Source organism: Sphingomonas sp. NFR04, from assembly GCF_900114095.1.
Lineage (GTDB): Bacteria > Pseudomonadota > Alphaproteobacteria > Sphingomonadales > Sphingomonadaceae > Sphingomonas.
This window is the reverse complement of the sequence record NZ_FORV01000004.1, coordinates 43,537-49,863: the sequence shown is the minus strand read 5'-3', so window position 1 is coordinate 49,863 and position 6,327 is coordinate 43,537. Positions and strand designations below refer to the sequence as shown.

At 64.0% G+C, this 6,327-nt stretch carries 7 protein-coding genes; all 7 read right to left on the bottom strand.

The annotated features are described in order from the left end of the window. Positions 1-11 precede the first annotated feature (11 nt). The 7 genes from queC to BM009_RS12655 are packed head-to-tail and all read right to left on the bottom strand — an operon-like array spanning position 12 to position 6,142. On the bottom strand, positions 12-722 hold the full coding sequence (queC, locus tag BM009_RS12685; protein ID WP_093296700.1) for a 7-cyano-7-deazaguanine synthase QueC: 711 nt from the start codon (positions 720-722) through the stop codon (positions 12-14). Next, complete coding sequence (locus BM009_RS12680) at positions 719-1,093, bottom strand: 6-carboxytetrahydropterin synthase (protein WP_093296698.1); 375 nt, start codon at positions 1,091-1,093, stop codon at positions 719-721. The genes queC and BM009_RS12680 overlap by 4 nt, the downstream gene beginning before the upstream one ends. After that, positions 1,093-1,725, bottom strand: a complete 633-nt coding sequence (queE, locus tag BM009_RS12675; protein ID WP_093296696.1) for a 7-carboxy-7-deazaguanine synthase — start codon at positions 1,723-1,725, stop codon at positions 1,093-1,095. Before queE ends, BM009_RS12680 begins: the two co-directional genes overlap by 1 nt. After that, positions 1,722-2,810, bottom strand: coding sequence for a DGQHR domain-containing protein DpdB (gene dbpB / locus BM009_RS12670; RefSeq protein WP_093296694.1), 1,089 nt, complete (start codon positions 2,808-2,810; stop codon positions 1,722-1,724). Before dbpB (BM009_RS12670) ends, queE begins: the two co-directional genes overlap by 4 nt. Continuing rightward, on the bottom strand, positions 2,773-4,104 hold the full coding sequence (dpdA, locus tag BM009_RS12665; protein ID WP_093296692.1) for a tRNA-guanine transglycosylase DpdA: 1,332 nt from the start codon (positions 4,102-4,104) through the stop codon (positions 2,773-2,775). Before dpdA ends, dbpB (BM009_RS12670) begins: the two co-directional genes overlap by 38 nt. Then, on the bottom strand, positions 4,101-5,222 hold the full coding sequence (gene dbpB, locus BM009_RS12660) for a DGQHR domain-containing protein DpdB (protein ID WP_093296690.1): 1,122 nt from the start codon (positions 5,220-5,222) through the stop codon (positions 4,101-4,103). Before dbpB (BM009_RS12660) ends, dpdA begins: the two co-directional genes overlap by 4 nt. Continuing rightward, positions 5,219-6,142, bottom strand: coding sequence for a hypothetical protein (locus tag BM009_RS12655; protein WP_139216612.1), 924 nt, complete (start codon positions 6,140-6,142; stop codon positions 5,219-5,221). Before BM009_RS12655 ends, dbpB (BM009_RS12660) begins: the two co-directional genes overlap by 4 nt. Between the last annotated feature and the right edge of the window lie 185 nt (positions 6,143-6,327).

Here is a 6,327-nt window from a genome sequence, read left to right as displayed (position 1 = left end):
CCGGCGGAACCTCATGCCGCGCGTGTCGCGACAAACCCTTCCCAGCCCTTTTCGCGCAGATCGCACGCCGGACAGGTGCCGCAACCATAGCCCCAGTCACGCTTGGTCACATGATCTCCGACATAGCAGGTATGCGTGGCGTCGCGAACGAGATCGACTAGCGGCGCGCCGCCCAATGCGTCAGCCATCGCCCAAGTCGCAGCCTTGTCGATCCACATGAGCGGCGTGTGGAGCACCAAGCTGCTGCCCATGCCGAGGTTGAGCGTTACCTGGAGCGATTTCAGCGTATCGTCGCGGCAATCGGGGTAGCCCGAATAATCGGTCTCGCACATGCCCCCGACGAGATGTCGAAGCTGGCGGCGTGACGCGAGTGCGGCCGCGAGCGTGAAGAACAGCAGGTTACGCCCCGGCACGAAGGTGTTGGGAAGCCCATCGTCGCGCAGAGCAATTTCCGCTTCTCGAGTAAGCGCCGTCTCGCTCACCTGACCCAGCACCGAGAGATCGAGCATATGATCGGGACCGAGCCGATCGCTCCATTCCGGATCGAGTTCAGCGACACGGGCCCGGAAATCGCCGCGGCACTCGAGTTCGACGCGGTGGCGCTGGCCATAATCGAATCCGACGGTTTCGACTGTTTCGAAACGGTCGAGCGCCCAGGCCAGGCAGGTAGCGCTGTCCTGCCCCCCGGAGAAGAGCACCAGCGCGCCCGTGTCGGGGGTCACGCCGACGCCTCCTCGCCCCAATAGGAGCAGGTCTCGCCGTTGCTGTCGCGATGGACGCTGACCCTATGGAGATTGTGCACGACCGGGTGCAGTCGATCCCAGATCCACCGGCTGAGATTCTCCATGGTGGCGGGACCAAGATCGTTGATCTCGTCGAGGAAGCGATGATCGAGCGCATCGCGCGCATCCTCCATCGACCGTTCGAGCAGACCGAGGTCGACGATCATGCCGGTGAACGGATCGGGGCGGCCGCGCACCGTGACCTCGGCGCGATAGCTATGTCCGTGAATGCGCCGACTCGACTCCGTGTCAATCGACCGTTCGAGCGTGTGAGCCGCGTCGAATCGAAATTGCTTGCTGAGTTCGAACATCAGCGGATCCCGATCATCTTGTGCGACTGGAGCGACAGGCGCCAGCGCGGGTTGTTGGTGCAATAGGCGATCGCCGCCTCCAGGTTGGTTGCAGCTTGCGGCGAGTCCATCGGCTGAAGGAAGAAATGGTCGAACGCTAGATGCTCGAAGCGCTCGGGCGCCGCCTTGTCCTGCGGATAGACCAGCTTCAACTCGTCGCCCGCGCGCAGCACCAGTTCGGCATCGGCCTTGGGACTGACACAGACCCAATCCAGACCCGCAGGGGCGGCCTGCGTTCCGTTGGTCTCGATCCCGACCTCGAAGCCGCGCGCATGGAGCGCATCGACTAGCGATTGATCGGCCTGCAGCAAGGGTTCGCCGCCGGTGAGAACGACATAGCGTCCCGGACGGCTGTCGCCCCATTCGGCCTCAACCGCGTCAGCTAGGGCGCCTGCATCGGCGAAACGGCCGCCGCCGGTGCCGTCGATGCCGACGAAGTCGGTGTCGCAGAAGTTGCAAACCGCTTGCCCCCGGTCGATCTCGCGGCCCGACCACAAATTGCAGCCGGCGAAGCGGCAGAATACTGCCGCGCGGCCCATCTGCGCTCCTTCGCCCTGAAGCGTCTTGAAGATTTCCTTGACGGCGTAGCTCATGACGGGGCAACCGTCCGCTCGAGCAGCGGAGCCGGGGCGAGCTTGGCCTTGCGCCGAAGGTCCGCCTTCACCAGCCCGACCAGATAATGCTTCAAGAGCGCGACGTCGCGATTGACGTTCTGCAAGCTGTTCCACCGCCGCACTTCGCCCTCAAGGTGCCACTCTCCGCTGGTCCAGGCGGTCTTGTCCTTGAGGGATGCAAGGCCATCGCGGAAGTCCTCCACACTGCGTGCGCCGGCGCGCTCGGCAAGCACTTCCATCACATCGCCCATTGCCTGAATGCCCGCGCCATGCAGCAACCGCGACGAGTTCGGCTTCTGGCCGTGCCAGGCCTCGGGCCAGGTCTTCTTCACGGCCTCGAAGAAGTTCGACACGAGGCGAACGCAGCGTTCTCCCCCTTTCGGACCGCGATTGAGTTCGCGCATCACGCCGTTGCTGAGCGATTCCATGATGATCTTCTGCATCACGGTATCGGCGATGATGCCCTCGGGGCATGTGTGCTGCTTGATATAACCCCTAAGCGCGGTGTTCTCGAAGTTGAGGCGCGCCGTCAGCTCGGATGCCGTCGAGCGGCGGCTGAGCCTCGGCGGGAGATCCCCAACCGTCGGCAGCAGCTCATAGATCAGCGATTTGGGCAGCGGCTTGGTGTTGTTGATGAGCACGAACTGGCGGCGCAGCTCGGCTCCATCTCGGCAGATCAACGCCGAGACGAACACCTGGAAGTCGCGGTCCAGATCGGCCAAGGCCGAGAGCCGCTGCTGGCCGTCGACCACCAGCCCCGGAGCCCCCGCGCTCATGTCGATCGACAGCCGCACGACGCCGGTTTCCAGCTCCTCCACCGAAACCCTTTCGGTGAAGGCGACCACGATCGGATTAGGAAGAACGGCGTCGGGCTTCTCAAGATAGTCGCGAATCTCGCGGATATGGGCGGCGACCTGCGGGCGCTGAAATCCGTTGAGCTCGCCCTGCGCGTCCCGCCCGATGCGATCGATGGTCGCAAAGCGCAGCACATCCGCGGCTTTCGCCGCGAAGCTGAGCACTTTGTGCTCACTGCTCTGCTGCGCACAGACGGCGAGGTAGGTCATCACTTGGTTCAACGGCACGCTTCAAATCCAGTCGTTCGATATGGTCTTGGTAGACCGCGAGGTTGTGAATCCCGCGGCGTTTGTTGCGATTGCTGCCACGAAAGATGATTACATCAATCGCGGCGTCCCGGCAGATCTTGCAGGAGCATTGCTTCCAGGGCCGCTCTGTCAGGGTCGCGCGATATCGCTGCGCGAGCCGCGCGAGTGTCGGACTGTCCTTGCAGTCCTCGTGCGGCTTCTCCTCGAGCAGCGGCGCACTGTAGACGAGAACGTGGTGCAAGGTCTCTTCGAGTTCGGCCTCGCCCCGATCGAAGGCGCGCAGCGCGCCGAGCGCCAGCGCCTCGAGCCTGACCAGATCCTCGGCACGGAACATGCCCTTCTTGACGGCCCGTTGCAGCTTGGGATTCTCGATCGCCTGCGGCACCCGGATCGAGGTGAAATAGCGCAGCGCCAGCCCGTCACCGGGCAGGTAATAGTTCTGCTTCGCGTCCTTGAACGCACGGATGAGCGGCGACGTCGTGTCGAAGCTGGAGATGTCGTAGCCGTGGAAGCTGTCGATATCGTCGGCCTTGGCGAAACCCAGGATGTGTAGGCGAGTCGAGGCGGGCACCGCGTGACGGATCGCTTCCAGGCAGAGCTTGATCTCGGGCGATTTGAGCGGAACCATGCCGCCGAGCGCGAGATAGTCATAGCCCATGGCGACGAGCCGCCGCGCCGCGTCTGCCATGCTGTCCGGCGACCAGCCCTGGACTACGCCGAGGGGGGTGAAATCCGCGTCCATCGCTTTGGCTTCGCGCAGGAAACCCTCGGCGTTTTCCAGCGTGATGTCGAAGCGCTGCCGGGCCTCGGCCGACCCGCCGGCCATGCCCACAAGGCCAGCATCGAAATCGAAGATGATGTGGTCGACCGAGGCGCCGTGGGTAAAACCGCATTCGTCATAGAATTCGGCCATTTCCGCAGGCGTGTAGGGCGGCCGCTCGTCCTGGACATAGGTGAAGGCGCCGCAGTCGCCGAATATCTCGAGATGGGCGAATTCCGGCTTGTCGAGGCGCAGGAACTTGCGCGCGCCGACCAGCCGGAACCGGCGCGCCTGGCTCGCGGTATACTTGCCCTTCACCCGGTGGTCGCCGACAATGCCGCGCGAGACCAGCACCCCGTCATAAGGGGCATAGCCCAATATCTCATGCGGATAGGCATCGTCCCAATAGGGCTGGCGCTCCGCCGGACTTCGATCGGCGATGAAGTCGAACGCGGGGTCCACATAATCGAGGCTGTCGGCGAAGATGAATTTCATGCTGCCGCCCGCGCGAGATCGCGCTCGATATGCATCAGATGATCGCTGAGTTTGGTGATATGCTGCGAGGTCGACTGGATCTCGTTCCAATCGAGCCCCAAGCCCTCCCACGTGCCGCCTGTCCAGCAGCAGCGCGGCGCCATCCGCGCGAGCATCGCGCGCACCGCCGCCGCCTTGTCCGGCGACGCGTCGGCGCGCAGCATGATCGTGTCCATCAAGGCCCCCATCGCGCGGATGCCCGCCGAGTGCATAAGTCGGCTTTCCGACGGCGGTTTGCCCCATGCCTCCGGGAAGGTGTCACGCACCGCGGACCAGTAGAGCACGAGCGCGTCGTACATCGCCGCCGTGTCGTTGCCGTCGCCATTGTGCTTGAACTGGCCGAGCGCGCCCGCCGGAGTCTTGAGGCTCGCCTTCATCGTCTCGATGAGGGCATTGTCGGTGACGATCCCGGCCCGATCCTTGGCGTCCGACTCCCGTTTGATCAACCCACAAAAGGGCGAGCGTGGATCGGTGTTGAGCGCTTCACACAGCGCGCTCGGCAACTGCCGGGCGGCAAGATCACGCGGCAGGAGCACGCTGACTTCGGGCAGAAGCTCGTTGATCAGCCGTGTCGGCAGCGGCCGCGCCTTGTTGACTAGGATGAACTGCTCGCGCTGCGTCTCGAGCGCATCCGACACAAAGCCGACCACTGGCACGGCAATCGTCCGGTCCTTGGCGGCGCTTAGTGCGAGCGAGCGCTGCTGGCCGTCGACGATCCATGCCGCCCGGCGTCCTTCAGGGTAGATCGGGATCGAAAGCGTGCCGGCGTCGCCCACTTCGCAAAGATTGCCGGGCGAACGCCCGCGTGCCGACGCAAATTCGACTTCCGGCGAGAGGGCGAGGATGATCGCATTGGGGAACAGCACCGGACCGCTGTCGAGGAAGGCAGTGATTTCCTTGACGTGATCGCGGATCTCGCGCCGCTGGAAACCCTTCAGTTCCTGCTCGTCCCGACGAATGCGGCTGATATCCGCAACACGGTTAATGTCGGCGCCATAGAGGAAGAACGCGAACACCGATGTGTCCGAGCCCTGTTCGGCACGGACCGCGCGCACCTTGAGATATTGCCGGCCGATCATGCGCGCTCGTCCCGCACGGTTCGCGCCAACTGTGCGAACCGGCCCTGCTCGCAAGCGATCCCCAACTGGTCGCGGAATCGGCGTAGCAGCCGCGAGGAACTCCCGCCCTCGGCATCCCAATGCTCGCGGATCAGGCCGCGCAGCGCTTCATCGTCATGCCGAACCCGCGCGACTTTCGCTGGCATTCGCCAGCCGGACAAAGCGGTCTCGACCGCCGCGGCATGGTCGTTAACATTCGATCCGCTGTCTGCATCAGCGATCGCTTCGACGAAGTGCCGCATCGCGCGGCCGGCGAAGTCGCTGCGCGTGCCGCGGTGCGGGCTATCCGGCCCGTCGAGCCGATCGTCATAGGGCATCAGGAAGCGCCGAAGCGCTTCCGGGATGCGGCCGATCGGTGCGCGGGTGAACAGGCGCAATCGCGCCAACCTCTCCGCCGGCAGTGCCGCGAGATCGACCGCGACCATCTCAATATAGGCTTCAGATAGCGCGGCGCAGAGCAATCCCTCGTTGTCCGCGGCGGCATCTTGCAACTGAGAGGAGAAGGGGCACGCCTCGGTTAGAGACCGCCACCACTCGGCGGCGTCGAACCGGTTCTTGGTGCGCCCCGCCACGCTGTCCTCGGTGCCGACCAACACGGTGCAAGCATAGGGCGGGACCGACTGAGAGACATTGATCAGGCCGAGCCCGGCCGAGACCACCAGCAACCTCGCGTCAAGCAATTCCGCTGCCCGCATCGCCTCCCGAAAGCCACGGCCGCCGTAGATTTCGTCTCCGCGGTAGCGAGCGGGTTCGGCGGCGAGACGACGCGACCACTCCTCGGCGAGGTCGCAAAGATCGGCTTGCGGGAGAGCGGCCATGTGGAGACTGTCGGAAACCGGTTTGCGCTTGCGATTCGTACAGGTGGTAATCACAAGCGTCACAAATTAAGCCTCCCGTGCCGCGTGGGCGGACGCATAAACAATAACCGGCGTCCGCGCTTTCTGCCACATTAATGTTAGCTTGAGATCACCAGATCATCGCATTAAGTGCTCCGCCGATAGAATGCCGGCGCCTCGCCGGCTTCGGCCCGGCCAAAGCGATGCTCAACCGGCCAGACATTGTGAAG

What these genes read in the sequence shown, in the direction of transcription:
- BM009_RS12680 (WP_093296698.1), bottom strand. Translation starts at nt 1,093, where the DNA reads ATGTTCGAACTCAGCAAGCAATTTCGATTCGACGCGGCTCACACGCTC.
- queE (WP_093296696.1), bottom strand. Translation starts at nt 1,725, where the DNA reads ATGAGCTACGCCGTCAAGGAAATCTTCAAGACGCTTCAGGGCGAAGGA.
- dbpB (WP_093296694.1), bottom strand. Translation starts at nt 2,810, where the DNA reads ATGACCTACCTCGCCGTCTGTGCGCAGCAGAGCAGTGAGCACAAAGTG.
- dpdA (WP_093296692.1), bottom strand. Translation starts at nt 4,104, where the DNA reads ATGAAATTCATCTTCGCCGACAGCCTCGATTATGTGGACCCCGCGTTC.
- dbpB (WP_093296690.1), bottom strand. Translation starts at nt 5,222, where the DNA reads ATGATCGGCCGGCAATATCTCAAGGTGCGCGCGGTCCGTGCCGAACAG.